The organism is Chitinophaga polysaccharea (genome assembly GCF_007829335.1).
In the GTDB taxonomy this organism is placed as follows: Bacteria; Bacteroidota; Bacteroidia; order Chitinophagales; family Chitinophagaceae; genus Chitinophaga; species Chitinophaga polysaccharea_B.
Genome location: NZ_VIWO01000002.1, coordinates 672,099 through 694,913, shown reverse-complemented (window position 1 = coordinate 694,913; position 22,815 = coordinate 672,099). Strand labels below are relative to the sequence as shown.

The window sequence follows — 22,815 nt, the reverse complement described above, 5'->3', positions numbered from 1 at the left end:
TTAATCAATAAAATAACGATGATGACAACCATAGCTTTAGGTAACAATGGACCACTGGTATCCAAACTGGGATTAGGCTGTATGCGGATGTCCTCCATTTGGGGCGGCGCAACAAATGATGAAAACGAAAGTATTGCTACTATTCAAATGGCGTTAGATAGCGGCATTAATTTTTTAAATACGGGCGATTTTTATGGCAGCGGTCACAATGAACTGTTGGTGGGCAAAGCCATCAAAGGGAGAAGGGACGATGCTTTTATAAGTGTTAAGTTTGGCGCCATCTTTTATGGCGGTAAACTACTGGGACTGGACCTGCGCCCCGTAGCGATTAAGAACTTTATCAATTACTCCCTGGTACGTTTGGGAGTAGACACCATTGATCTTTACCAGCCCTGTCGGCTCGACGGCAGCGTTCCAATAGAAGATGTGATCGGAACGGTTGCTGACCTCATTAAAGAAGGAAAGGTACGTTACCTGGGGGTTTCTGAAATTACATCGGATCAACTACGCCAGGCGAACAGTATTTACCCGGTATCGGCGTTGGAAATAGGTTATTCTCTGGCAGACCGGCAGATTGAAAGCGACCTGCTTCCCACGGCCAAAGAACTGGGCATAGGGGTGGTAGCGTTTGCCAATACGGCCGAAGGGTTATTGACCGGAGAAATGAAAGCACCGCTTCCCGCAAATGATTACCACCTTCATTTCTCCCGTTTCCAGGGGGAGAACCTGCTAAAGAACCTGGAAAAGGTAGAAGTGTTAAAGCAAATGGCCAGCGAGAAAGGATATACGCCTACACAACTGGCCATTGCCTGGGTAAATGCACAGGGCGGTCATATCATGCCGTTGGTGAACATGAGCAGGAGATCGAGGTTGCCGGAAAATATACAGGCAATGGAGATCAGGTTTACGCCAGAGGAAATGAACCGGCTCAATACCCACTTTTCGCAGGGAGCCATATCAGGTGGTACCTACCTGCAGCGGTAGTGACACTGTTCATAAATCTGTGCTGTTTTATATCTTTATGTAATGATAAATCCAGTTGATATCGTTCCGGGAGTCATCTTTTTCTCTTACCTCTCTGCCGAGAGAAAGGAAAAGGTGGCCTTCCTGGAACATAAAACCCTGGTGATGCAGGTGTCGGGGCGATTTACATTGGAAACTGCCAACCACAGCATTTCCATGGAAGGCGGTGGCATGTTGCTGATCCAAAAAAATCAATTGGGAGAAATTATCAAGACGCCGCTCGAAGGGAAGCCATATCAAACCATTGTGATTCGCCTGCAGGAAGACCTGCTGAGGAAGATTGCCCTGGAGGAGCAAATAGAAATAGACGAGAAGTACACCGGCGCTCCTAATATTCATATTCCCGGAAACGTTTTTTTGGAGGCTTTTTTTCAATCACTGCTGCCCTATGTGCAGCACCCGGGAGAAAAGATAACCCATACCGTGGGCATGTTGAAAGTAAAAGAGGCAGTATATCTCCTACTGAATGCCATGCCGGTGCTCAAAGCGTTCTTATTCGATTTTTCGGAGCCATATAAGATAGACCTGGAGAAATTCATGGTGAGCAATTTTCACTACAATATTCCGGTGGAGAAGTTTGCCCACCTTACCGGGAGGAGCCTGGCAGGCTTTAAGCGCGACTTCCAGAAAATATTTGAAATGCCGCCCCGGCAGTGGTTATTGGAAAAAAGACTGGCGGAAGCGCGGCATCTTATTGAGAAAAAGAATAAAAAACCATCGGCGATTTATCTCGACCTGGGTTTTGAAAGCCTCTCTCACTTCTCGCATTCTTTTAAGAAAAAATTTGGTAAGGCGCCAACGGCGGGTTAATATATTCGCTCACTGGTGTGTAAGGAATTGCGTATTTTTGATACACAAATCCTTATATTTTATCCCATGCAGTTACCCGTCATACATGGCTATATCGATCGCCGCATACTGATTAATTTTACGGTAGCACCACATACTCTAACACCCTTACTGCCGGCTCCCTTTCGTCCTAAACTATACAAAGGCCAGGCAATAGCCGGTATCTGCCTGATAAGACTTACCCATATTAAACCCAAAGGATGGCCCGATATCATCGGTATCAGATCTGAGAATGCCGCGCACCGGATTGCCGTGGAGTGGGATGAAGACGGCATCACAAAAGAAGGTGTATACATTCCCCGGAGGGATACCTCTTCCCGGTGGAATGCACTGGCCGGCGGCCGGATATTTCCGGGGAAACATCACCTGGCAAAGTTCCGGGTAGCCGAAGAAAATGGCCATTACCAGGTAGGCTTCACCAGCGACGACAATACGCACATCTCAATAGATGCCAATATCTGCCGGCAATTCCCCGCTACTTCTATATTTGCCACGCTGGAAAATGCGTCGGCCTTTTTTGAAAAAGGCAGCATGGGTTATTCTCCCGGCCGTTCCCAAACATTGGATGGCCTTTGTTTACAGGCGTATAGATGGGAAGTGAAACCATTGCAGTTACAACAAGTAGCGTCCAGCTTTTTCGACAATACTGCCATGTTCCCTGAAGGAACGGTACATTTCGATAACGCGCTTCTCATGACGGGTATTGAACATGAATGGCGCTCACTGAAAACAATAGCCTGATAATCTAAATATTTGTCCCGTTTATCGCAAGTACATCACTTGCGCAAAATGTAATTTTGCGCAGCAATGGATTTTAGTAATACCTTTGCGCAGACTTTAACTCATTTACTCGTAGCATGCGGAAACAATTCATAACGGTCTTTTTAATGCTGATCTGGCTTTGCCAGCTCTCAGGCCGTTATTTTGTGATGCTCGACTTTTACCTGAACCAGGAATATATTGCAAAGAACCTATGCGTTAACCGCAATAAGCCTGCTATGCATTGTAATGGTAAATGTCATCTCAGTAAAAAGTTAAAGGAAGAGGAAAAACGCGACCAGGATAATCCTGAGCGCAAAGATCATCGCAGCGAAATCTTCTATGCGGCCTGGCTGGAACCCACTTCGCTGACAGCCGCTGTACCCGCCGATATTGCTCACTATCCGCATCCCTATTGTATCGGCACACCTATTGACCAGCCTGATACCATATTTCATCCGCCTGCCGCATAATTATCCAACTATTATTGATCCTTTAATTTAACTGGTACCCCGTACCAACTCGATTGTTATTGCCTTTATCTTTCGCGTGTACGCACGGGAAGCGGCATCCTATTGTTTATTCATCACAGCAATCCATTGCTGCAATAACCTGTTATGCATCCATTTAAACATACCATATACGGTGCCCTCGTGGTGCTGCTCAGCTTTACGGCCTGTAAAAAAGAAGACATTAAATCGGAAACACCCACCGCAGCTAAAGCTGTTTTGTCGATACAGTTTGATAATATTGCGGGCGACCGTAACCTGCAGCTCAATACCGGCAGCTACGTCAATGCTGCCGGTGAAAGCTTCAACATCTCCCTGTTACAGTATTTTATCAGCAACATCAAAGTCACCAACAGCAGTGGCCAGGAGTTCGTAGTACCCGCCGACAGCAGCTATTTCCTGGTAAATGAAGCCAATGCGGGGTCCCAGTTTGTAAAAGTAAAAGTGCCGGAAGGCGACTATCAAACCCTTTCCTTTGTGCTGGGCGTAGACAGCCTCCGGAGTACCATGGACATCAGTCGCAGGACAGGCGTACTGGATCCTTCCGGTGGCATGGGCGATGCCATGTACTGGGGCTGGAACAGTGGATATATCTTTTTTAAAATGGAAGGAGAGTCCGCCGCCGCGCCGGCAGATCCCAGCGGTCAGCATAAGTTCCGGTATCACATAGGTGGATTTGGTGGCTATAGCGCGCCTACGCTGAATAATATTAAACGGATTACGATAGACCTGCGCGCAGGCGGTATCGCCAAGGTAAGACAAGGCCGCGAAGCCAATGTTCATCTCATGGCCGATATCCTGAAGGTGTTTAACGGTACCCGGACTATCAGCATTGCTGCCAATCCTACGGTGATGTTCAGCGATTTCAGCACCCAGGTAGCCAATAATTATACGCAGCTGTTTCACCACGATCATACGGAAAACTAACAGTTATGAGTAAGCTGCAATGGATGATGATAACCGGCATCGTGTTATTTCTTTTTGCCTGTAGTAAAAGCGAACAGTTAGTGGCCATCTTTGAAGGCTTCCATCAGCCGGTGGGATTCCCGGCGCCTGCCTATAAGCTCGCCAATAACCCGGTTACCAAAGAAGGATTTGAGCTGGGCAGGAAACTATTTTATGAGCCGCGACTCTCCCGGAATAATACCATTTCCTGTGGTTTTTGTCACCTCCAGGCCTCAGCGTTTACCCATCATGGGCATGATGTGAGCCACGGGATTGACGACCGCCTCGGCAGCCGCAATTCCCCGCCTATCATGAACCTGGCCTGGAATACTACGCTGATGTGGGATGGAGGAGTATTTGACCTGGACCTGCAGCCGATAGCTCCCATCACCAACCCGGTGGAAATGGATGAAACCATGGAAAATGTATTACAGAAGTTACGCAACACGCCTCCTTACCCGGCGCTGTTCCAGCGGGCATTTGGCAGCACGGATATTACTACCGCACGCATGATGAAGGCATTATCGCAGTTTATGGTGATGCTGGTGAGCGACCAGTCCAAATACGATAGCGTTATGCGTAAACAAGGGGTCACTTTTACCGACGCTGAGCAACAGGGATATGCTGTTTATCGTCGTCATTGCAGCAGCTGCCATCAGGAACCACTGTTTACAGACCAGTCTTTCCGTAACAACGGCCTGGGCGCCGGTCCCAACAATGATCGGGGGCGGTACGATGTTACCCTGAACCCCAGCGATCAATACAAGTTCAAAGTGCCCAGTTTGCGTAACCTGGCCTATACGGCTCCTTACATGCACGATGGCCGCTTTTATACGCTGCCGGCAGTGTTACGCCACTATACTTCTGAAGTACAGGAGATGCCCACCCTGGATCCTTTGCTGAAACAAGGCGGGCATACCGGGTTTTCACTGACCGCTACGGAGCAGGAACAATTGCTGGCCTTTCTCCAAACCCTGAACGATAAGAAATTCGTGAATGATGCCCGATTTGCTGAAGAGGCGCCATAAAAGCATAAAGCAGAGGCATAAGGCCGAAAGCTATTGAAGCGAATGTCCAAAATGATAATACCATGAAAAAGATCAGTATACTCTGTATAATATTACTCAGTAACTACGTCGCCAGCGCCTGCGATATCTGTGGCTGTGGCGTGGGCAGCTATTATATTGGATTGCTACCCGATTTTAAACAACGTTTTATCGGGCTGCGTTACCAGCATAAAACCATGCGCTCCCACCTGGGACCAGGAGGTACTACTTCCTATCTCACTACGCAGGAAACCTACCAGACGGCGGAACTATGGGGCGGCTGGAATATAGGCCGTCGCTTCCGCGTGTTGGGATTTATACCGGTAAACATCAACAGCCGGGAAAACCAGGGCATTACTACCAGTAAGTCCGGTTGGGGCGATGTAGCGGCTGTTGGTTACTACCAGTTGTTGGATAAGCAGTACACCACCGGTAGGGGACAACTGCTGGTACAATCGCTTTGGATAGGCGGAGGCGTGAAATTGCCTATAGGCGGCTATGAGCCTGCGGAGCGCAAAGAAAACGAAGATGCGCCTAACAACTTTCAACTGGGCACCGCCAGCACCGATTTTACGCTCAATGCCGCATATGATATCCGCCTGATAGACATAGGTATCAATACCAATGTGAGTTATAAGCTGAATACCGCCAATAAGTACGATTACCGTTATGGCAATAAGTTTACGGCTAACGTGCTGGCGTATTATAAAATTCGTGTAGCCGATAAGGTGAGCCTGGCGCCGAATGCCGGTATCCTGTATGAAACGGCGGCTAAAGACAGGGAAGCGGGAACGTTTACGGTAGATATGTCCGGGGGATACTCCCTGCTGGCCACTGCCGGTATAGAAGCTACCATCGGGAAAATATCCGCCGGCGTAAATTTTCAGCCGGTAATATCCCAACAGCTGGCCGACCAACGTGTAAAAGCAGGTAGCCGGGCCATGGTACACCTCACTTATTTGTTTTGAGTATGCTGCGTATGAAAACGGATGGAATATCTACACTGGCAATTAACGACAATCACTTTTTCTGGACCGGTAATGCCGCCGCCTTCCATGCCCTGTATCCACTGGCCCAGGAGCCGCAACGGCTGGGATGTTACCTGTTGCTATGCGCCGATCCGGCAGGCGGGCAGGTTACCATCGATAATAGCCAGGTACACCTGGACCGGTCCGGCATTATTTGTATCAAGCCCAATAGCGTAGCCAGCATACACCTGCACAGCGGGAGCGTAATCTGTTTTACGGAAGACTTTTTCTCGCTGCGCTATAACAGCAATGTATTGTACCAGTTTTCTTTCCTGGCCAAAGAACCGGGTAGCTTTATTCCTCTACCAGGGCCAATACTGGCCAAATGGCGGCAGCTCACCGGTTTAATGCAACAGGAATTTCATTCGCGGTATAAAGGGGCCGACAGGGTACTTCGTTCTTACCTGAATATTTTACTCTGTATGCTGGATCAATGTTGCAGTGCGGAAACACTTGCTGAAAAAAATAACAGCCGCGATGAAAAGATCAGGTCATTTGAGCAGCTGTTGGAAACACATTATAAAGTACATAAAACGCCTTCATTTTATGCTTCGCAATTACATATCACCACCAACTACCTGAATAAATTATGCCAGCAGTGCAAACATATTTCCAGCGGAGAACTGATACGCAAAAGAGTAACGATAGAAGCGCAGCGCCTGCTATACCATACGGGATTGTCGGTGGCTGAAATTGCGGATACGCTGGGGTTTGAGAGCGCTTCTTACTTCGCTACCTTCTTTAAGAAGAATACCGGCATCCCGCCGGAACGCTTCAGAAAACGTGAATAGTGAGGATGCCGTTGCAATCGTTGAGAATGTTTTTTATTTTGTTGCGGCGAACAACATAAAAAATCTACATCAACAAAACTATCTATGGATTCACGCAGAGACTTTCTCAAGCAATCATTATTGCTATCTGGGGCGGCAGGACTATCCACCATGATACCCGCTTCCATACAAAAGGCATTGGCGATAGACCCGGCGCCTGGCAGTACTTTCCTGGATGCGGAGCATATTGTCATTTTGATGCAGGAAAACCGTTCCTTCGACCATTGTTTTGGCTCTTTGCAGGGTGTTCGTGGATTCAATGACCCCAGGGCCAACAGCCAACCGAACCACCACCCCGTATGGTTTCAAACCAATGAACATGGGGATACCTATGCGCCCTTCCGATTGAATATCCGTGACACTAAAGCCACATGGATGGGAGATTTACCACACTCACGGCCTAGCCAGGTAGATGCGTATAACCGTGGCCGTTACAACAAATGGCTCATTGCCAAAAGGCCAGGCAACCGCGAATATGCTGCCATGCCGCTAACAATGGGCTATTATACCCGGGAGGACCTGCCATTCAACTACGCCATGGCCGATGCCTTTACGGTATGTGATCAACATTTTTGTTCCGCGATGACCAGCACTACACCTAACCGCTCTTTTTTCTGGACCGGCAAAATTATACATCCGGAAGACGGGATACCTAAGGCGCATATCCGGAACGACGATTATAGCTACGGTAAGTTACCCTGGAAAACATTCCCGGAATTACTGGAGGAAAATAAAGTACCCTGGAAATTTTATCAGAACGAAATCAGCTGTGGAGGAGGGTTTAAAGGAGAAGAAAGAGCCTGGCTGGCTAATTTCGGCTGTAACCTGCTGGAGTTTTTTGCTGCTTACCATGTAAAGTTTTCAGAACGCTATATCAACGGGCTCCTGAAACAAGTAGACACGCTACCGGATGAAATCAACAAGTTACAGGAAGCCAGTCCCTCTTCCGACGAAGCTGCCGCCAAAATCCGCACAGATATTGCCAAAAAACAAGCGGTGCTGGACAATGCTACCGGGGAGCTGGCAAAATGGAATAAAGAGAGCTACGAAAAATTAACGCCGTATCAGCAATCGCTTTACCAGCGTGCATTTGTGGTCAATAGCGCCGATCCTTCCTACAGGAAAGTTACCCAGGTAACTTACCAGGATGGCGCTACGGAAAGAGAAGTTACTGTGCCTGCCGGTGATGTACTGCACCAGTTTCGCGCAGATGTCAACAGCGGCAAACTGCCCATGGTATCCTGGCTGGCTGGCCCACAAAATTTCTCAGACCATCCCAGCGCGCCCTGGTATGGGGCCTGGTATGTATCGGAAATACTGGATATCCTGACGCAAAAACCGGAGATATGGAAGAAAACCATCTTCATTGTAACCTACGATGAAAATGACGGTTACTTTGATCACGTAGTACCATTTTCTATTTGCGATAATAATAAGCCAGGCACCGGTAAATGCTCTGCCGGCATCGATACGGAAGTGGAACTGGTAAGACTGGCCCACGAATTAAAACAGGGCGTGAGCGAAAAGCAAGCCAGGGAAGCCCCGGTAGGATTGGGCTTCCGGGTACCGCTGATGATTGCTTCTCCCTGGAGCAGGGGCGGAAAGGTATGCTCCCAGGTATTTGAACATACCTCTACGTTACAATTCCTGGAAACGTTTATTAACAAGAAATTGCATAAGCAGATCCACCTGGATAATATCAGCCAGTGGCGACGCACCATCAGCGGGGATCTTACTTCCGTATTCAGTCCTTTCAACAATACTACGCCCAACAAACAGATCTACCTCAACCAACGCAGGGTGGTAGAAAATATCAATAATGCCAAATTTAAGGAGGTACCCACCGGGTTTAAGAAGGTAAGCGGAGAAGATATTACTGCTTTCAAACGTAGCCAGGTGCCGGGTTTGGGGCAACAGGAGCGGGGTACCCGCCCTTCCTGCGCATTGCCTTACGAGCTGCTGGCAGATGGGCTGTGGCAACAGGAACAACTGGTACTGAAAATGCAGGCCGGCAAGCGTTTCTTTGGTAGCAACGCAATGGGGGCCCCTTTCCGGGTATATACGACTTTGCCTTATACGGATGCGCAAACCGGGCAAACGGAAGAAGGTCGCAGCTGGGCTTTTGCTGTAGTTGCCGGGGATACGCTCACCTATGAGTGGCCGGTAAAAGCATTTGCCGATGGGCGTTATCACCTGCACCTTCACGGGCCCAATGGTTTCTACAGGGAATTTGCCGGTACCGCCGCCCATCCTCAGCTGGAGTTGCAACTGGACTACGATACTACCGGGAAGCTAACGGCCAAACCTACCGGAAATGTGATATTACGTATAGCCAATAACGGTAGTACCGTACGCGATATCACCATTACAGATAATGCCTATGACGCCAAAAATATCGAACGTACGGTGGATGCCGGCAAAACACTGGAACTATTACTGCCGCTACAGAAAAGCAGGGGCTGGTATGATTTCTCTGTAACGGTCAACGGCGCCGATACGTTCCTTCAGCGCTATGCCGGCCGGGTAGAAACAGGGAAGGAAGGGATTACAGATCCGTTTATGGGAGCTTAAAGCAGAAAGCGAAAAGCTATTGAGGCGAATGACCAATGCGATTTATAAGTATTCGCAAAGATCATTCGCCTCAATAGCTTTTCGCTTTCTGCTTTCCGCTTACTGCAACACTTCTTTCACCGGCTTACCCACGCATCCGCTGGGCATCTGCATATGCAGCATAGCGGCCAGGGTAGCGGCAATATCTGTCATATGCACTGTTTCGTTGGTAGCGCCATGTTTGATATGCCAGCCCATAAATACCAGCGGAATATGGATGTCAAAAGGATTCCAGTTACCATGGGTAGTGCCTTTCAGCGAGCCTTCAAACCATCCTGGCTCAGGGATCACGATCACAGGCCCGGTACGTTTGCGATTATAACCATTGATGGCCATAGATTGAATAGGCGCTGGCAACGGGTTTACGCCGGCGTTGTCCAGGTCGGCCGCAAACTGGATGCCCGGCTGCGCTTCGAAATATTGAATGGTAGCCTGTTTGATGGCGTTGTAATCCAGTTTGTTGGCAGCGATCTTCGCTTTGTCGTAGCTCACATGGTAGTTCATGAAGGAAGTAGCCAGTTTGCTGATGCCGAAACGCTGTGTCAGCGCGCTATCCAGACCGGTGAGTAATTTATGTTCCTCTACCTGTCCGGCGGGCAAATTGTGCTCCTGCATAAACTTAATGGCATGTGCAGCGCCATGGTCGGCGGTGAGGAATACCAGGTAATTACCTTTACCTACTTTTTTGTCGAGATAGCTGAAGAAGGCCGACAGGTCTTTATCCAGGCGCAGGTAAGTATCTTCTACCTCGATGGCGTTAGGGCCATATTTATGGCCTACGTAGTCGGTAGAGGCGCAGTTGATAGCCAGGAAGTCAGTAGCCTCACCGTTACCCAAGTCGTACCCATCTACGGCTGCCTTGGCGAAATCCAGGGTAAGCGTGTTACCGAAAGGCGTGGATCTCAGGGTACCCGGATCTGTCTTATAGGCGTCTTTCAGGCTGTGTGGAAATACCGGCGCTTTTTCTCCCGGAAAAGTTCCTTCCCAGGCAACGTCGTCTGCTGAACTTTGTAGGTAAGTATTGATGGGATAGAGCGGCTTCCATGGTTTAGACATCAGGTCCTGTGGTTCTTTGCGGTCGTTGAAACGCTTTACCCACGACGGAAGTTCGTTCATATAATAGGTGCTGGTAATAAAGCTGCCATTGCTGTCGTCGAGCCAGAAAGCGCCGGTAGGCGTATGTCCGGCAGGCAGGATGGAGGCGCGGTCTTTTAGGGACACGCCCACTACCTTGGAGCGGAAGTTGGTGGCAAATCGCAGTTCATCGGTAATGGTGGAGGCCAGCAGGTTACGTGGCGACATATTGCCCGCATTGCTGTTGCTGCCTACGCCTGTTACGATGGTATCTTCGGTGCAATACCAGGTTTTGCCGGTCAGCTGATCGGGCCAGTCGTTGCCTGTAATACCATGAATGGCAGGAACACTACCGGTATATACAGTGCTATGCCCTACGGCTGTATAAGATGGAAGATGACTGATAAATGTGTTCTCGCAGGAAAAACCTTCGCCCAACATACGTTTGAAACCACCCGACTCATAACGGTCGTAATACCGGTATAAATAATCCCAACGCATTTGGTCCACTACAATACCTACAATCAACTTGGGCTTTTCATTGGCTTGCGCTACGGCTGTTAATCCCTGTAACGCAGTGAAGGCGCCCAGAACAGCAGTAGCCACTGTTTTTGTCATTCCATTCATAGTACTGATTTTTTCATTTTTTAGGTTCACACCCCAAAACGGGAATCGGCAAACGTAATAAAAAAATAATAAAGTACAGGACTTTAAGGAAGAGTGGTAGACCCGCTATCCGGGCGTAGGTTGCTGAAAATCATATTGGGAGCGGACTTGCAGCCGTTGTAGTTGTTTTGTAGATGCTGGCGTAGATAGCTTGTAGGCAGCTAAAATTGGGGAATGAGGGGAAAGTATCTGATCTTTGCTAATGGAAACTTACCATATCCATCGTAAACAGCCCATATGCTGAGAAACTCCATAGTACGCTTCCTGGTATTGTTCCTGCCCCTGGGCGCCAGGGCACAGGAACCGGTGCTGGCCTTTGTTTCAGACCAGCAATATTCGAATATTGCCAATTTCTCGGGCGGCCTGGCCCGGGTACGTACCGATGCCAATCAGCTGTATGGATTTATTGACACCACCGGGAAAGTGACTATCCCTCTGCAGTTCGATGAAGCGGAGAGCTTTCATGATGGCCTCGCAATTGTAGGTAAAACAACGAACGATACTATCCTGTATGGCTATATTAATCGTGCCGGCCAGCTCCAGGTACCTTACCAGTTCGATGAGGCAAAAGATTTCTCCGGTAACCGTGCCGCGGTGAGAAAGAATGATACCTGGTATTACATCGACCCATCTGGTAAGGTGACGTTGGGCCAGGAGTTTGTGAGAATGGATACCGTTATCGACCAGGCCAACAATGGCGCTTTTGACCGGGTGGTAGCCGATCCCCGTTCATTTCATGACGGGCGTTTGCTGGTGAGGAAAGATAGCTTGTTTGGATATGCAGATACCAGCGGCGTTTGGGTGATCCCTCCTATATACCTTGCTGCGAGGGATTTTTCCGATGGCGTAGCCCTGGTGGCTACCGCAGCCCCTCCCGGGGATAGCATGAAAGGTAATGATGAATTGTCAACCTTATATAACAGCCTGCCGCAGGGCGCGCCAGACCTGAACTGGTCGGTGATCGACCTTTCCGGTAAGGTGGTTTTCAGCATCGACGCGGAAGAGATAGGCGACTATACAGATGGCCTGGCCCCCTTTTATAAGAACGGCGCCTGGGGCCTGATGAATAAAACCGGCAGGCCCGTATTCATGCCGCAGTTCCACGAAAAGCCCTACCGCTTTTCGGGTGGCCTGTCTGCCGTACAAGTAAATGGTACCGCCAGGGATAATAGCGACGGACACCTGTATATACTCGATACTACTGGCGCCATCCGGGCCAAAGTACCACTCTGCGATAATAGTGGTAGCTGCATTTACGATTCCCACGTAATGTTTTCGGATGGACTGATCGCCGTAAAAAGAGGCGGCGTCATTTCCGGATGGGGATTTATGGATGCTACCGGGAAAATGGTGATAGCGCCCCAATATGAAGATGTAACTCCTTTCAGTGAAGGCAGGGCCGTGGTGGTCGACCGGGAAGGAGCTTTGTTAGTGATAAAAAAGCCTGATACGAAATGAGAAATTACGGAATGTTAACCCTGGCGCTCTGTATAGGAGGCATCAACGCCTATGCACAACAAGCGCCTGTCATCGCCGATTACCTGGGGGAGTTCGAGGGCCAGGAAGCGCCCATCATGATCCAGCACAAAAAACAGTACCTGCACAGCTCCGGCGCCGTAGTGGTCGACAAGACGGTAAACTTCGGTTTTTACAGGTTAGTAGCCGGCGTGAAAAACAATGCTTATGGTGCTTTCAATGATGCCGGCAAAGTGATCGCTCCTTTTAAATACGATGAAGTGAGCCTGGAGGCGGAAGAAGACAACGCCTACCCGCAAAAGAACTATAGCGTGGTGATTGTCCGGGACCATGGTAAATATGGGGCGGTAGACTCCCTGGGGAAAGTGATTTGCCCGACTGTGTATAATGAAATAGCCGTACTGGATCCCCATCTCCTGAAAATTAAAAAAGACGGACTATGGGGCTGGGCCGACATGAAAACCGGGCAGGTACTACAGGCGCCGCAATACGACGAGGTGGATCAAAGTTATGTGCTGGAAGGCGCCGTACAAATCGGCAAAGGCCGTAAAGTAGGACTGGCGGCCCCTGATGGTCATATCATCATACCACTGGAATATGAAGGCTTCGACTACCTGGGCTATGAGGGAAGTCCCTTCTTTGGTTATACGAAACAGGGCAAAAACGGTATCATGCATAAAAATGGAACGCCGGTAACCCCGGCTATCTATGATAAATGCAGCCATGGGCCCGGCCCGGAAATCTTTGCCGTTACCCAACAGGATAAAACCGGCTTTGTGAATGCGGCCGGTAAAACCCTGCTTCCTCTGCAATATTCCCAGGTTGAATCGCTGGGCAATTTTGTGAAAGTAACAATAGAAAATAAAAAAGGCGTGGTGAACGCTGTGGGCCAGGAAATTATTCCCGCACAGTATGATGACATCAAATCTTTTGATGGCGGTGGCTTGATTGCCGGCGCTGGACCAGTGAGAAATGTGTATAATAACCACGGTATGGCGCCGTACTTTGCCGTTACCAGGGGCACAGCAATAGGCTTGTTTGATAGTACGGGTAAACAAATATTACCGTTTGCCTATACCGACATCAATGTAGCTATTTATCATAACGAGGCCTACATCGCCGTACAACAAGGCAGCAAAACAGGGTTACTGGATAGCAAAGGCCAGACTGTGATACCGGTGGCTTATGAAGAGATACCGGTAATGGCCACCACCACCTATCTCTATAACGACGCCAATGCAGGAACCGATAGGGATGATTTCATGCCCGTATCGAACAATGGACGCATCGGGTTATTTAATGTCGCCACCCGCAAGGAAATATTGCCGCCTACATACGATGGGATAGAATGGCAAAATAGCCACCTGCTCTCCCTGAGAAATGGTGACACCGCTTCACTGGCTACCCGCAACGGCAGTATTATACGCGGCGGAAAGCAGTATGGCTTCTTTACCGCAGTAGATACTAATCGCATTGTGGAAAGGCGTTACGACAACAACCAATCGGTATCGGTACTCACCGATATGGCGGGGAATATCCTGTATACCAACGGCTATTGGGAATTTAGAGATGACCAGGCTACCCGGTTACTGATGCCGGTCACTGCCAAAAGCGATCATCCGCATTTTGGCAGTGGTCTGCTGAAAATATGGGACGCTTCCCGTAAAAATCTCTTTGTAGATACCAATGGGAAAGAAATGGTGTTTAAAGATTACAGCTTCGTGGGCGATTTTCACAATGGCCTGGCACTGGCAGGAAAAGAGGTAGCGCCAGACCAGGAGTTGTTTGGCATTATTAACCGGAACCAGGAAATCGTTTACCCCATCACGTTAGATGACATGGCTGCTTTCAACGACAGCTTGCTGCTAGTCACCAAAGGCAAGCAGGTAGGGCTGATCCGGAAAGATGGGAGTGCATTTTTACCAATTGCCTACGAAACCATCAGCGCTCTTTACCAGGAGCCCCTGTTTAAAGTAACCAGCAAAGAAAAAGAAGGCCTGGTGGATGCTAACGGTAAGGTGATACTGCCGCCTGTATTTGATTATATCAGCTACCGGGAGAAAACCGGGTTGTTGGAGGTAGCTAAAGACGGCAAAAAAGGTATCGCAGATACCAACGGCAAAATGCGCATTCCCCTGAAGTATGATGAGCTCTACACCAACCGCCGGGGTGATGACAGCTTGTTTCCCATCCTGGTAAAAGAAGGCAAATGGTATTTCTACCTCGATGCAAATGGACAGGCTTTTCGTTATAAATCATTAAAGAAGCAAGGATATGAAGATTAATAGATGGCTAATCGGCTGCCTGTTGCTTACCAGCCAGGCCATGGCACAACAGGGGTCCATTTTTCAGTATGGTTTTGCACGGGTTGCCGATAACAATAAGACCTGGTATATCGATCACAAAGGCGCCAAAGCTTTTGATGAGATCGTCGGGTATTGGCACCCGGTAAGCGTTACGGCGGAAGGAAACCTGCAAGTCAGTGAAAAAGAACAAATGTTGCTGATACGGCAAAACGGGAAAACAGGAGCCGTAACCAACCAGGGCGAATGGCTGTTGCCACCGGTATATGACACGATATCATTGGAGTGGAAAGTTTATCTCAGCCTCTATAAAGACGGCAAAATGACGTATGCTGATACCCATGGGAAACTATTATTGCCCATGATCTTCGACTCTGTAGGCATTCTCGATAACCATCACTTCGATGTGAAGGAAAAAGGTAAATGGGGTGTGTACGGTGTAGAAGAAAAGCAACTCGTCATCCCTGCAGCATACGACGCCATCGATTATTGTGGTGGCTGTGGCAGTAAAAGTGATTATGTTTTCGCTGAAAAAAATGGAAAATGGGGCGTGCTCAATTTAAAAAATGAGATACTGGCGCCCTTTGAATATGAGCATGATCATTATATGATGCGCAGCGACAGCTGGGTATTGTGCTTCAAAAAGAACCGGCAGGAGGTGGTACTGAATCTGGATAACAAAAAGGAATACGCCGCCCCGGAGTATACGCACATGGATGTTATCGGCAACGGCATGCTGAAAGCGGAAAAGAATGGACACTATGGACTCATCAGCCCGGAAGGGAATGTTGTAGCCGATTTTACCTACGACGACATTGCCAGCCCTTACCCCGAATGGAGCAATGGCCCGTATCTCCGGGTGACAAAAAATAAAAAATCAGGTATCATCAGGGAAAATGGCCAGCTAGTAGTGCCGCTGGTGTATGATGGTGATATTATCTGCTACGGTAACTACTTCGTAGCGCCGGTGAATGGCGATTATAACCTCCTGGATACTACTGGTAAGAAGTTGCTGGCTCTTAATTATAATGAAATTACAGACTTCGAAAACCCTTCCCGGGAACAGCTTTTTAAATTAAAGCAGAAGGCCGTGTACGGATTTTATAACCCCAGTCTCCACAAGCTCGTACCACCGGCATTTTTCGAGATCGATGATGCGCCCTGGCAGGGCTGCCTCACGGTATCCTACCAGGAGAAGAAAGGCGTATATAGCGCCGATGGAAGGATGTTGATCCCCATGGCTTATAAATCTTTAAACGCCCTGACATCCAGGTGGTGGACGGTGGAAAAGGCAACCGGCGTAGGTATTTATGATATAACGGAGCAACGGGAAATAATCCCTGCTACGTTCTATAACGTAGATCTGCTGCCGGGAGACAGCACCCTGCTATTGGCCAGCAAACGCGGCGTTTATGTGAAAGGGTTATATAATGGTAAGGGCCAGCTGGTGTTGCCATTGTATTACACCAGCATCACAGAGATCGGAAACCATTTATACCTGTTGATCAGTGAAGCCAATTATAAAATGAGTTACGCTATATTTAATAGCCGTAACCTCCAACAAACACCGCTGGCATATGATGAGGTAGCTGTAACGGGCCAGCAGGACATACTAATGGTGACAAAGAATAACAAAAAAGGACTTATCCACGCGAATGGACAGGTAATTCTGCCACCTGTCTATGAAGAAGCGACATACCTGGCAAACCGGGTCTTCTACCTGCAAACAGTGGGCGCCGATCAGACCATGGCCTATGGCTATGCTGATAGTACCGGCAAGATCATTGTACCGCCCTTATACGCGTATTATGGCGGAGGCTTTGCCGGCATGGAAGATTCATTGTATCTCCCGATTAGCCAACGCGGAAAGGAAGATGGACAAATGAAGAAAGGATTGATCAACTTCCACGGAAAAACAGTGCTGCCGGCCAGCTATGACCGTATACTACGGGAAGAAAACAAACGCGGATTCCTGGTGCAGACCGATGGCCAGTTTACGGTATTAAATGCCTATACACAGCCAATCACTACCCAAACCTTTGATGATGTTGTGATAGATCCCGGCACGACCTATACGGCTACCGCTATCTCATACGACTTCCCCTTGTTGTGCCGTAAAGGAGATACCTACCAGTACCTGCTGGCCGATGGTACCTTCCTGCCTTTGATAGTAAAAGAAGTAATTCCATTTGAAGCGGATGCTGCATACGGTATACCGGCGCTTTGATACCTGAAAAATAAATGTCTGCTTGATAATAATATGCCGCAAATCTCCAATGCCCGCGGGTATTGGAATTTGCGGCATTTTCGTACAGCGATCATGCGAATGGAAATATCTTCAGGTTTGGGCAAATGCAGCCCAAACCGCCCTGTAACACTGTTCAGACCATCGCCCATTCCCCCGAAGCCCGCAGCTCCAGGTGATGCGTCATACCCGTTTCTTTGATGAACGTGGTATCATGCGATATCAGGATCAGCGTACCCTTGTAATCCCCAAAAATCTGGGTCAACACCTGGATATTATTAAGATCCAGGTTGTTGGTAGGCTCGTCCAACATGATCAGGTCGGGCGCCCGGTTTTGGAGTGTCATACAACAGAGCGATAACCGCAGCATTTCACCACCGCTCAATACAGCACAGGATTTATCCCAGGTATCCGGTCCAAACAGGAAGTTGACCAGCGTAGCCTTGACCACAGGCGTGTCCAGCTTACGCTCATTGAATGCAAGCGCCTGGTCCAGCAGGGTTTTGCTGCGGTCTACCAGGGAATAGTCCTGGTCCAGCAACAGGCTCTTGGTATCTGCCTGGTACAGCTGTGCTTCGGGAACGGCGAGATGGCCCAGCAACAGTCGCATTAACGTGGACTTCCCACTGCCGTTAGGCCCGGTAATAGACCATCGCTCGCCGCTTCTGATAGTGAAACTAAGCGGCGGCTGCCAGAGCATTTTATCCGGCGCCCAGGCATAGTTGAGCGAGGTGGCGGTGAGCAGTACTTTTCCGCGATGCAGCGAAGAATCTTCGAAATATCCCTTCAGCATCCGTTGCACCTGTATCAGTGCTGCGGCCTCTTTCCGGGCATCATGCAGTTCGCTCACCTTTTCGGCATGTACCTGCTGTAATTTGGCGGTGGAGGTTTCGCCGGCATTTCTGCGGGCATTCAGCAATATTTTTGGTAAACCTCCCTGCTGGCTGTTTTTCCGGGCACGGGCATCGGCATGTTGCTTGCGTTCCAGGGCTATCTGCTGCTGCTTTTTTGCTTCTTTCAGTGCCTTTTCCTGGTATGCCAGCTGTTGCTCTTTGGCGGCAGCAGTGATGGCTTTTTGGTCGGCGTAAAAATCATAGTTGCCGCCATATATGTTAATCCCATTGGCTTGCAGCTCCCAGATGGGATTACACAAGCGCAACAGCTCCCGGTCATGGCTCACCAGTAGTAAGGTGCAACTGGTGCTGCTCACCCAGTCGTACAGCTGCTCCCGGGCGCCACGGTCCAGGTGATTGGTGGGTTCATCCAGCAACACCACCTGTGGCTGAAAGATGTCAATGCCCGAAAGAAACAGGCGGGTTTTCTGCCCCCCACTGAGAGTCGACAGCGGCTGATCCGGGCTGAGCGCCCCAATACCCCATTTCTCAAAAGCGGTTTGATAACGGGCTATAATATCCCAGTCGTTTTCCAGTAAATCATACAGCTCCTGGCGGATGTCGCCATTCTCAATGGCCTGCAACGCCTCCAGTAAAGGGGCAATGCCACAGGCAACCGCTACAGACAGGTGATCGAAGTGACCGAAATGCTGCGGTACATAATACAGGCGCTTACTAACATGGATATTGCCGCTATAGGCGGTTTCCTGGCCGGCAATAATGCGTAATAAGGTCGATTTCCCCGCGCCATTATTCCCGACAATCGCTGCCTTTTCATTTTTATGCAGTGAAAAGTGGATGTCCTGGAATAAGGGTTGGCCCGTAGGCAGTGTATAGCTGATATTTTGTGCGTGGATAAGCATGTGAAATAGTCGTGTTGAATAGGTCTGCAAAATAGATGTCCTGTGGCCGGGCAGCGTAACAATGCTGCGAAAAACGTTGAAGTTTCATGTCAGTAAATTTTAGTGAAAAAATGCAGCGCATGTGGGTACATGCCGTATGTCTGAATCGATAAATAAATGGAAACAAAAAAGGAACACGCCGGACGGCATGTTAACAGGTGAAACCTGGCGTGTGTATGTGGGTTATGATCACATGAGAACGCAAAAGTAAAAAAAAATCTTAAATTTTAGGGTGATTTTTACCGGTTTACAGACACTAGTATATAAAAACACCTGCTATGCGCCACCAGGATGATCAATGGCTGAAAGAAATATACAGGGACATCTTTCCCCGGGTAGCCGCTATGGTACGCCGGATGGGAGGAGACCTGGATATGGCCAAAGACATTTTCCAGGATGCGGTAATCATCTACCTGGAAAAACAACGGCAACATACATTACCAGAACAGGCGCCGGCAATGGCCTACCTGGTTGGTATTGCGAGGATATGTTGTGTCCGGAAACTAAAAAGGGAAGGAGAACATATCTCCCTGGAACAGGTACCGGAGGAAATGGTGATCCCGGCCGATTATTACGCCCCGGCGCCGGTACAACGCCCGCTGCTCGACTACATAAAGGCTACAGGAAAGCGATGCCTGGAGCTGCTGCGCGCTTTTTATTATGATGATCTCTCCATATCAGAAATCGCCAGCGACTTTCAATTTAAAAACCCTCATACAGTCAGTGTGCAGAAATATAAATGCCTGGAAAAGGTAAGAACACAACTTCAACAAATGGATTATGCGGAAACAGTTAGCTGATACCCGGGAAATAGAGCAATACCTGGAACAGCAGATGCCGGCGGCTTCCCGGCTGCTGTTCCAGGTCCGCATGCTACTGGATCCTATGATAAAGGAAAAAGTGGCGGCGCAGCGCAAAGTATTGCAGTTAGTACGCTGGCTGGGCCGCGAAGAGAAAAAAAAGCAGCTCGACCAGGTGTTCGGGCAACTCATGCAGGACGAAACTTTCCATCATACCATCACTACTATTTTTAAATAACGATTATGGCATTCCTGGTTCCTACAGTCATCGACGGCGATAGCCGCGGTGCATTTGATATATACAGCCTGTTACTGAAAGAGCGGATCATTTTCCTCGGCACGGCCATCGACGAGCAGATGGCTAACCTCATAGTGGCCCAGCTATTGTACCTGGACAGTGAAAGTCACCGTCCGATTAATATGTATGTGAACAGCCCTGGCGGCGTCATCTATGCCGGCCTGGCCATTTATGATACCATGAAGATGCTGAAATCGCCGGTGTCTACCATGGCACTGGGGTTTTCAGGGAGCATGGGCACCATCATTCTCACGGCGGGCGCCAGTGGCCAGCGATATGCGTTGCCCAATGCCACCATACATATGCATCCGGCCGGCGGTGGCGCCAAAGGCTATACCGAAGATGTCAGGATTGCGTTTAAAGAACAGGAACGCCTGCAACATAAAACCTTCCAGGTAATAGCGCGCCATGCAGGTCGTACCCTGGCGGAGGTGGAACAGGCTTTTAAAAATGATCACTTCATGGATGCGGCCGAGGCGAGGGACTTCGGACTGGTAGATGAAGTGCTGAACCCCTCCGAAGCCTTGCCTGCCTTGCCATTTCGCCCCGAAATGCCCTTGCTGATTTCATAACGTATATACTTTCCCGTTAACAGTTTGAGAGATAGCTGCCAACCACTGTTTTGCTGACTCCAGGTGAGAAAAACCGGGATTACTGTTATCTTCCTGTATCCTGGCTAGCATGAATGCGGGAGATTTAGTAAATTCAATAGTGGAAACTACCATTGAATTATTATACGCAGCAACTAAAGATCCGTATTGTTATGAGACTAAGAGTAGCCAGGCATACGACTGATTTAAATAAAATGATTGCTTTTTACCAGGATGTACTGGGGTTCCGGCAACTGGGCGCCTTTGAGGACCATAGCTCCTACAATGGTGTATTCCTGGGACTTCCGGGCGAAAACTGGCACCTGGAATTTACCGTATCTCCCGAACATCCCCAGCACCATCCCGATGAAGACGACCTGCTGGTGCTGTATCCCGAAAGCAAGGAGGTTTTTACCAAAATGCTGACCAAGGCCAGGAAAGCAGGGGCAGAGGAAGTGAAAGCCAAAAATCCCTACTGGAACAAACATGGCATTACCATCGTTGACCCCGATGGGTTCCGTGTGGTATTGGTAATGGTACACTAACCTATTTCCAGCCACCTCCTAAAGCCCGGTATAGAAATACGATGGCCTGCAACTGCTGCAGGCGGTCATTGATTTTCCCTAATTGTGCCCCCAGCAGGCTTTGCTGGGCGTTTAACACTTCTGTATAATTGGCAAAGCCATACCTTACCAGCTCCTGGGTATATTCTACCGACAACTGCAGGTTCTGGAGCTGCAGCCGGCGCGAATTTGATTTTTCCTGGGCGGTCTGGTAGGAGTAAAGCGCATTGGATACTTCCTGGCCGGCGTCTAGTACCGCTGTGCGGAATCCCAGTGCTGCCTGTTCCTGCTGCTCCTTCGCTATTTTTAACCTCGCTTTATTGAGTCCCCGGTTAAAAATGGGCTGGGTAAGTGCCGTAGTGAGGTTGCTGAGCCAGGACCCCGGCCCGGTCAGCGAAAGATAGGTGGTATATCCGCCAGATGTGGAGATATTGAGCGCCGGGTAAAAATAGGTTCGGGCAACATTGGTTTGTTCAAAGTAATACCGCAGGTTGTATTCGGCCGCCTGTACATCCGGCCGGTTGGCCAGCAATTGCGCCGGTACCCCCGTTTTCAGCAACATAATGGGTTGTTGTGCCTCGAGGGTACTGCGGGTAATAGGACCGGATACACGGCCCAGCAATAAGTTAATCTCGTTTTCAGTTTGCCGGATAGATTGTTTCAAATCAGGGATGGTTACCTCGGCAGCATAGCGACTGGCCTCACTTTGCACCACTGCCGCTCCCGTTACTACATCTGCTTTTTTCAGTTCCTTCATCACTTCCACGGTCGCCTGCCAGTTGACAACGGTTTGCTGGGTAATATGTAGTTGCTGATCCAGCGCCAGCAGGTTGTAGTAGTTGTTGGCAATATTGGCTATGAGGGCTGTTTGTAGTGCCTGTGCATTGGCGCTGGCCTGTAGCCACGAGGCGAGATAAGCACGTCTGGTACTGCGTAATTTGCCCCAGATATCAGCTTCCCAGTTGGCGGTGAGCTCAGCGCCCAACTGCCTGGGCATTACACTTCTACCGGTATTGGCTTGATTAGACGCTCCCGCCAGTATAGCGCTGGCATCACCATTTACGGCGGGGTACAGGGCCTGCCGGCTCTGCGAGTAACTGGCCTGCGCCTGACGAACCCGCGACCAGGCTACCTGTAGGTCCAGGTTGTGTTGAATGCCTTCCTCCAGCAGTTGCTGTAACAGCGTATCCGTAAAAATCTCTTTCCAGTGCAGTGTCGCAATGGTGTTGGTATCGGTGGTATTTGCATCGCGGTATAGCTGGGTATCATTGATACCCGGCGACCGATAAGGTTTGGTAATATGACAGGAGGAGAGTCCTCCGGCAAATAAGCTGATGATGATAATAATTTGTCTGATACGCCAATTCATGAGCTGATATTTTGATGTCCGCATACAGCGGCTTCAT

The 22,815-nt window shown here is 49.1% G+C and carries 19 protein-coding genes; 16 read left to right on the top strand and 3 right to left on the bottom strand.

Annotated features, from left to right (window positions below; translation table 11 throughout):
• Positions 1 to 21 precede the first annotated feature (21 nt).
• The 9 genes from FHW36_RS10820 to FHW36_RS10780 all read left to right on the top strand — a co-directional run bounded on the left by FHW36_RS10820 (position 22) and on the right by FHW36_RS10780 (position 9,560).
• Positions 22 to 984: an aldo/keto reductase gene (locus FHW36_RS10820; RefSeq protein WP_145667131.1), complete on the top strand. Its 963-nt coding sequence runs from the start codon at positions 22 to 24 to the stop codon at positions 982 to 984.
• 42 nt (positions 985 to 1,026) lie between these two features.
• Positions 1,027 to 1,833: a helix-turn-helix domain-containing protein gene (locus FHW36_RS10815; RefSeq protein ID WP_145667128.1), complete on the top strand. Its 807-nt coding sequence runs from the start codon at positions 1,027 to 1,029 to the stop codon at positions 1,831 to 1,833.
• Between the two features lie 66 nt (positions 1,834 to 1,899).
• Positions 1,900 to 2,613, top strand: a complete 714-nt coding sequence (locus FHW36_RS10810; RefSeq protein WP_145667125.1) for a DUF2071 domain-containing protein — start codon at positions 1,900 to 1,902, stop codon at positions 2,611 to 2,613.
• A 116-nt stretch (positions 2,614 to 2,729) separates the two neighbouring features.
• The gene (locus tag FHW36_RS10805; RefSeq protein ID WP_145667123.1) at positions 2,730 to 3,104 is read left to right on the top strand and encodes a hypothetical protein; all 375 of its coding nucleotides are present in this window, start codon (positions 2,730 to 2,732) and stop codon (positions 3,102 to 3,104) included.
• Between the two features lie 144 nt (positions 3,105 to 3,248).
• Positions 3,249 to 4,067 (top strand): MbnP family protein, encoded by an 819-nt coding sequence (locus tag FHW36_RS10800; protein ID WP_145667120.1) that lies wholly within the window; start codon positions 3,249 to 3,251, stop codon positions 4,065 to 4,067.
• A 5-nt stretch (positions 4,068 to 4,072) separates the two neighbouring features.
• A complete protein-coding gene (locus FHW36_RS10795; protein ID WP_145667119.1) occupies positions 4,073 to 5,113 on the top strand; it encodes a cytochrome-c peroxidase in 1,041 nt (346 codons plus the stop codon).
• 62 nt (positions 5,114 to 5,175) lie between these two features.
• Positions 5,176 to 6,099: a transporter gene (locus tag FHW36_RS10790; protein WP_145667116.1), complete on the top strand. Its 924-nt coding sequence runs from the start codon at positions 5,176 to 5,178 to the stop codon at positions 6,097 to 6,099.
• 2 nt (positions 6,100 to 6,101) lie between these two features.
• Complete coding sequence (locus FHW36_RS10785; RefSeq protein ID WP_145667114.1) at positions 6,102 to 6,950, top strand: AraC family transcriptional regulator; 849 nt, start codon at positions 6,102 to 6,104, stop codon at positions 6,948 to 6,950.
• Between the two features lie 84 nt (positions 6,951 to 7,034).
• Entirely contained in the window at positions 7,035 to 9,560 is a 2,526-nt protein-coding gene (locus tag FHW36_RS10780) for a phosphocholine-specific phospholipase C (RefSeq protein WP_145667111.1), read from the top strand.
• 99 nt (positions 9,561 to 9,659) lie between these two features.
• Here FHW36_RS10780 and pafA read toward each other — a convergent pair whose 3' ends face one another.
• Positions 9,660 to 11,300 (bottom strand): alkaline phosphatase PafA, encoded by a 1,641-nt coding sequence (gene pafA / locus FHW36_RS10775; protein WP_246121128.1) that lies wholly within the window; start codon positions 11,298 to 11,300, stop codon positions 9,660 to 9,662.
• A 276-nt stretch (positions 11,301 to 11,576) separates the two neighbouring features.
• On the opposite strand from pafA, the gene FHW36_RS10770 reads away from it, so the two are divergent.
• From FHW36_RS10770 to FHW36_RS10760, 3 genes are read left to right on the top strand one after another with little or no spacing between them, the layout of a single operon-like run.
• Positions 11,577 to 12,797, top strand: a complete 1,221-nt coding sequence (locus tag FHW36_RS10770) for a WG repeat-containing protein (RefSeq protein ID WP_145667109.1) — start codon at positions 11,577 to 11,579, stop codon at positions 12,795 to 12,797.
• Positions 12,794 to 15,100 (top strand): WG repeat-containing protein, encoded by a 2,307-nt coding sequence (locus FHW36_RS10765; protein ID WP_145667106.1) that lies wholly within the window; start codon positions 12,794 to 12,796, stop codon positions 15,098 to 15,100. Before FHW36_RS10770 ends, FHW36_RS10765 begins: the two co-directional genes overlap by 4 nt.
• Positions 15,090 to 17,345 carry a WG repeat-containing protein gene (locus tag FHW36_RS10760; RefSeq protein WP_145667104.1) on the top strand — a complete coding sequence of 752 codons (2,256 nt, stop codon included), beginning with the start codon at positions 15,090 to 15,092 and terminating at the stop codon, positions 17,343 to 17,345. Before FHW36_RS10765 ends, FHW36_RS10760 begins: the two co-directional genes overlap by 11 nt.
• Positions 17,346 to 17,499: 154 nt before the next feature.
• Here the strand turns inward: FHW36_RS10760 and FHW36_RS10755 are convergent, their stop codons facing one another.
• The gene (locus tag FHW36_RS10755; protein WP_145667101.1) at positions 17,500 to 19,119 is read right to left on the bottom strand and encodes an ABC-F family ATP-binding cassette domain-containing protein; all 1,620 of its coding nucleotides are present in this window, start codon (positions 19,117 to 19,119) and stop codon (positions 17,500 to 17,502) included.
• Between the two features lie 317 nt (positions 19,120 to 19,436).
• On the opposite strand from FHW36_RS10755, the gene FHW36_RS10750 reads away from it, so the two are divergent.
• From FHW36_RS10750 to FHW36_RS10735, 4 genes are all read left to right on the top strand, one after another.
• Positions 19,437 to 19,958: an RNA polymerase sigma factor gene (locus FHW36_RS10750; protein ID WP_145667098.1), complete on the top strand. Its 522-nt coding sequence runs from the start codon at positions 19,437 to 19,439 to the stop codon at positions 19,956 to 19,958.
• Positions 19,939 to 20,196 (top strand): hypothetical protein, encoded by a 258-nt coding sequence (locus FHW36_RS10745; protein ID WP_145667095.1) that lies wholly within the window; start codon positions 19,939 to 19,941, stop codon positions 20,194 to 20,196. The genes FHW36_RS10750 and FHW36_RS10745 overlap by 20 nt, the downstream gene beginning before the upstream one ends.
• Before the next feature lie 5 nt (positions 20,197 to 20,201).
• A complete protein-coding gene (locus FHW36_RS10740; RefSeq protein WP_145667092.1) occupies positions 20,202 to 20,828 on the top strand; it encodes a ClpP family protease in 627 nt (208 codons plus the stop codon).
• A gap of 191 nt (positions 20,829 to 21,019) precedes the next feature.
• Positions 21,020 to 21,391: a VOC family protein gene (locus tag FHW36_RS10735; RefSeq protein WP_145667089.1), complete on the top strand. Its 372-nt coding sequence runs from the start codon at positions 21,020 to 21,022 to the stop codon at positions 21,389 to 21,391.
• 1 nt (position 21,392) lies between these two features.
• On the opposite strand, the gene FHW36_RS10730 is transcribed toward FHW36_RS10735, so the two are convergent.
• Complete coding sequence (locus tag FHW36_RS10730; RefSeq protein WP_145667086.1) at positions 21,393 to 22,778, bottom strand: efflux transporter outer membrane subunit; 1,386 nt, start codon at positions 22,776 to 22,778, stop codon at positions 21,393 to 21,395.
• Between the last annotated feature and the right edge of the window lie 37 nt (positions 22,779 to 22,815).

What these genes read in the sequence shown, in the direction of transcription:
- FHW36_RS10820 (WP_145667131.1), top strand. Translation starts at nt 22, where the DNA reads ATGACAACCATAGCTTTAGGTAACAATGGACCACTGGTATCCAAACTG.
- FHW36_RS10815 (WP_145667128.1), top strand. Translation starts at nt 1,027, where the DNA reads ATGATAAATCCAGTTGATATCGTTCCGGGAGTCATCTTTTTCTCTTAC.
- FHW36_RS10810 (WP_145667125.1), top strand. Translation starts at nt 1,900, where the DNA reads ATGCAGTTACCCGTCATACATGGCTATATCGATCGCCGCATACTGATT.
- FHW36_RS10805 (WP_145667123.1), top strand. Translation starts at nt 2,730, where the DNA reads ATGCGGAAACAATTCATAACGGTCTTTTTAATGCTGATCTGGCTTTGC.
- FHW36_RS10800 (WP_145667120.1), top strand. Translation starts at nt 3,249, where the DNA reads ATGCATCCATTTAAACATACCATATACGGTGCCCTCGTGGTGCTGCTC.
- FHW36_RS10795 (WP_145667119.1), top strand. Translation starts at nt 4,073, where the DNA reads ATGAGTAAGCTGCAATGGATGATGATAACCGGCATCGTGTTATTTCTT.
- FHW36_RS10790 (WP_145667116.1), top strand. Translation starts at nt 5,176, where the DNA reads ATGAAAAAGATCAGTATACTCTGTATAATATTACTCAGTAACTACGTC.
- FHW36_RS10785 (WP_145667114.1), top strand. Translation starts at nt 6,102, where the DNA reads ATGCTGCGTATGAAAACGGATGGAATATCTACACTGGCAATTAACGAC.
- FHW36_RS10780 (WP_145667111.1), top strand. Translation starts at nt 7,035, where the DNA reads ATGGATTCACGCAGAGACTTTCTCAAGCAATCATTATTGCTATCTGGG.
- pafA (WP_246121128.1), bottom strand. Translation starts at nt 11,300, where the DNA reads ATGAATGGAATGACAAAAACAGTGGCTACTGCTGTTCTGGGCGCCTTC.
- FHW36_RS10770 (WP_145667109.1), top strand. Translation starts at nt 11,577, where the DNA reads ATGCTGAGAAACTCCATAGTACGCTTCCTGGTATTGTTCCTGCCCCTG.
- FHW36_RS10765 (WP_145667106.1), top strand. Translation starts at nt 12,794, where the DNA reads ATGAGAAATTACGGAATGTTAACCCTGGCGCTCTGTATAGGAGGCATC.
- FHW36_RS10760 (WP_145667104.1), top strand. Translation starts at nt 15,090, where the DNA reads ATGAAGATTAATAGATGGCTAATCGGCTGCCTGTTGCTTACCAGCCAG.
- FHW36_RS10755 (WP_145667101.1), bottom strand. Translation starts at nt 19,119, where the DNA reads ATGCTTATCCACGCACAAAATATCAGCTATACACTGCCTACGGGCCAA.
- FHW36_RS10750 (WP_145667098.1), top strand. Translation starts at nt 19,437, where the DNA reads ATGCGCCACCAGGATGATCAATGGCTGAAAGAAATATACAGGGACATC.
- FHW36_RS10745 (WP_145667095.1), top strand. Translation starts at nt 19,939, where the DNA reads ATGCGGAAACAGTTAGCTGATACCCGGGAAATAGAGCAATACCTGGAA.
- FHW36_RS10740 (WP_145667092.1), top strand. Translation starts at nt 20,202, where the DNA reads ATGGCATTCCTGGTTCCTACAGTCATCGACGGCGATAGCCGCGGTGCA.
- FHW36_RS10735 (WP_145667089.1), top strand. Translation starts at nt 21,020, where the DNA reads ATGAGACTAAGAGTAGCCAGGCATACGACTGATTTAAATAAAATGATT.
- FHW36_RS10730 (WP_145667086.1), bottom strand. Translation starts at nt 22,778, where the DNA reads ATGAATTGGCGTATCAGACAAATTATTATCATCATCAGCTTATTTGCC.